Here is a 2,020-nt window from a genome sequence, read left to right on the forward strand (position 1 = left end):
AGCCGTTCGCCTTATTTCAGGCTGGACCAGCAGACTAGTCGACTTTATCTACGTTAGAAATGATAAAGGTCATTTCAGCTTCTGAACAAACCTCGCCGTATTCATTACGGATTGTCCCTTTACCGATACCCATACGTTTCTTCAATTTCACAATTTCAACTGTGATTTCAAGTACGTCACCAGGTACAACGTTTTTACGGAATTTCACGTTATTTAAACCAGCTAAATAAGCGATTTTATTTTTAAAGTCTGGTTGAGATAATAATGGAATTGAGCCCACTTGTGCCATTGTTTCTACTTGTAAAACACCCGGCATTACAGGATTTCCTGGGAAGTGACCAACAAAGAATTCTTCGTTAATCGTCACGTTTTTACGGGCAACAACTTTTTCACCTGGAATAATTTCATCCACGCGGTCCACAAATGAGATTGGGAAACGGTTAGGGATGATTTCTTGTACCTGCATCGCTGTTAAAACAGGTTCTTTACGTTCTGCATATTCAGTCATTTTTAATACTCCTTTAGAAATAATTATTCGCTAACTTCAAATAATGGTTGGCCGAACTCAACAACTTGACCGTCTTCAACTAAGACGGTTACGACTGTTCCAGAAATATCAGCTGGAATCTCGTTCATCACTTTCATCGCTTCAACGATACAAACAGTTTCACCAGCTTCAACACTGTCGCCCACTTTTTTGAAGGCTGGTTGATCAGGGTTCTTAGCTAGATAAACAACACCAACTAAAGGACTGTCTATCGTTTTGCCAGCTAGCGCGGCCGGTGCACTAGGCGCTGCTTCTTCTGTGGCAGGTGCTGTCTTCTCTTGACTAATCGTCTCTTGGGCTGCTGTAGTTGGTGTAGCTTCTGCGTTTGTGGTAGCTTGTTGATTAGCGCTTGTGTTTTCAGTCTGTGTTTGGCGTTCTTTAATTTTTGAAATGTACAAAGAATCCGCTTGTGTTTGGAATGAAAACTCTTGAATTGTAGACGAATCAATCTGGCTGATTAAATCTTTAATTTCTTCGTGTTTCAAGCCTTATTCACCAACCTTTTTAAAGGCAATAACTGTGTTATGTCCACCAAAACCTAAAGTGTTGCTAACAACAACGTTTACTTCTTGTTCGCGTCCAACATTCGGTACGATATCTAAATCACATAATGGATCTGGATTCTTGTAGCCTAATGTAGCTGGAATGAATGAATCTTTGATAGCCATGATACTTGCAATGGCTTCAACAGCACCAGCAGCACCTAGTAAGTGCCCAACTGATGATTTTGTAGAAGAAACTGGAATTTTATAAGCCAATTCTTCACCAAAGGCACGTTTAATCGCAACTGTTTCAGAAGAATCGTTTGCTGGGGTACTTGTACCGTGGGCATTGATGTAAGAAACTTCTTCTTTAGCGATGTTCCCTTCTTCTAAAGCGTATAACATCGCTTTCGCTGCACCAGAACCATCTTCCGATGGTGCTGTTAAGTGATAAGCGTCTGAAGTAGAACCGTATCCACCAATTTCAGCATAGATTTTAGCGCCACGAGCTTGCGCTGATTCTAAGGATTCTAATACCAAGATGCCAGCACCTTCACCCATCACAAAGCCATTACGGTCTTTATCGAATGGGATTGAAGCGCGGTCTGGATCAGTTGAATCACTTGTCGCTGTCAGGTTGTCAAAACCACCTAAACCGATTTCGTTGATCGCACCTTCAGCACCACCAGCAATCATGACATCTGCATAACCATGTTTAATATAACGGAAAGCTTCACCAATGGCATTGTTAGCAGATGCACATGCTGTAACCATTGTTAAAGCTGGCCCTTTTAAGCCAAAATGCATTGAGATATTGGCAGCACCCATATTAGAAATAGAAACAGGTACGAATAAAGGATTCACACGTTTGATCCCTTTATCTTGCATTTTTAATACACCTTTTTCGATTTCTTGAATACCACCGATACCAGTACCTAGATAAACCCCGATACGATCAACGTCAGCATTTTCTACGTCTAGATTCGCGTCT

Annotated in this window: 3 protein-coding genes; all 3 read right to left on the bottom strand. The window is 41.2% G+C overall.

Annotated elements, in window-relative coordinates:
* Window positions 1-34 precede the first annotated feature (34 nt).
* Window positions 35-508: a 3-hydroxyacyl-ACP dehydratase FabZ gene (gene fabZ, locus ACRCJ0_RS12790; protein WP_003142766.1), complete on the bottom strand. Its 474-nt coding sequence runs from the start codon at window positions 506-508 to the stop codon at window positions 35-37.
* A 23-nt stretch (window positions 509-531) separates the two neighbouring features.
* On the bottom strand, window positions 532-1,032 hold the full coding sequence (accB, locus tag ACRCJ0_RS12795) for an acetyl-CoA carboxylase biotin carboxyl carrier protein (protein WP_417893580.1): 501 nt from the start codon (window positions 1,030-1,032) through the stop codon (window positions 532-534).
* A 3-nt stretch (window positions 1,033-1,035) separates the two neighbouring features.
* Window positions 1,036-2,020: beta-ketoacyl-ACP synthase II (locus ACRCJ0_RS12800; protein ID WP_431390670.1), on the bottom strand; the 985-nt coding region annotated here is incomplete at its 5' end.

The sequence above is a fragment of the Aerococcus sp. L_32 genome, assembly GCF_050689315.1.

Coding starts and splice junctions, on each gene's coding strand:
- fabZ (WP_003142766.1), bottom strand. CDS start 508: ATGACTGAATATGCAGAACGTAAAGAACCTGTTTTAACAGCGATGCAG.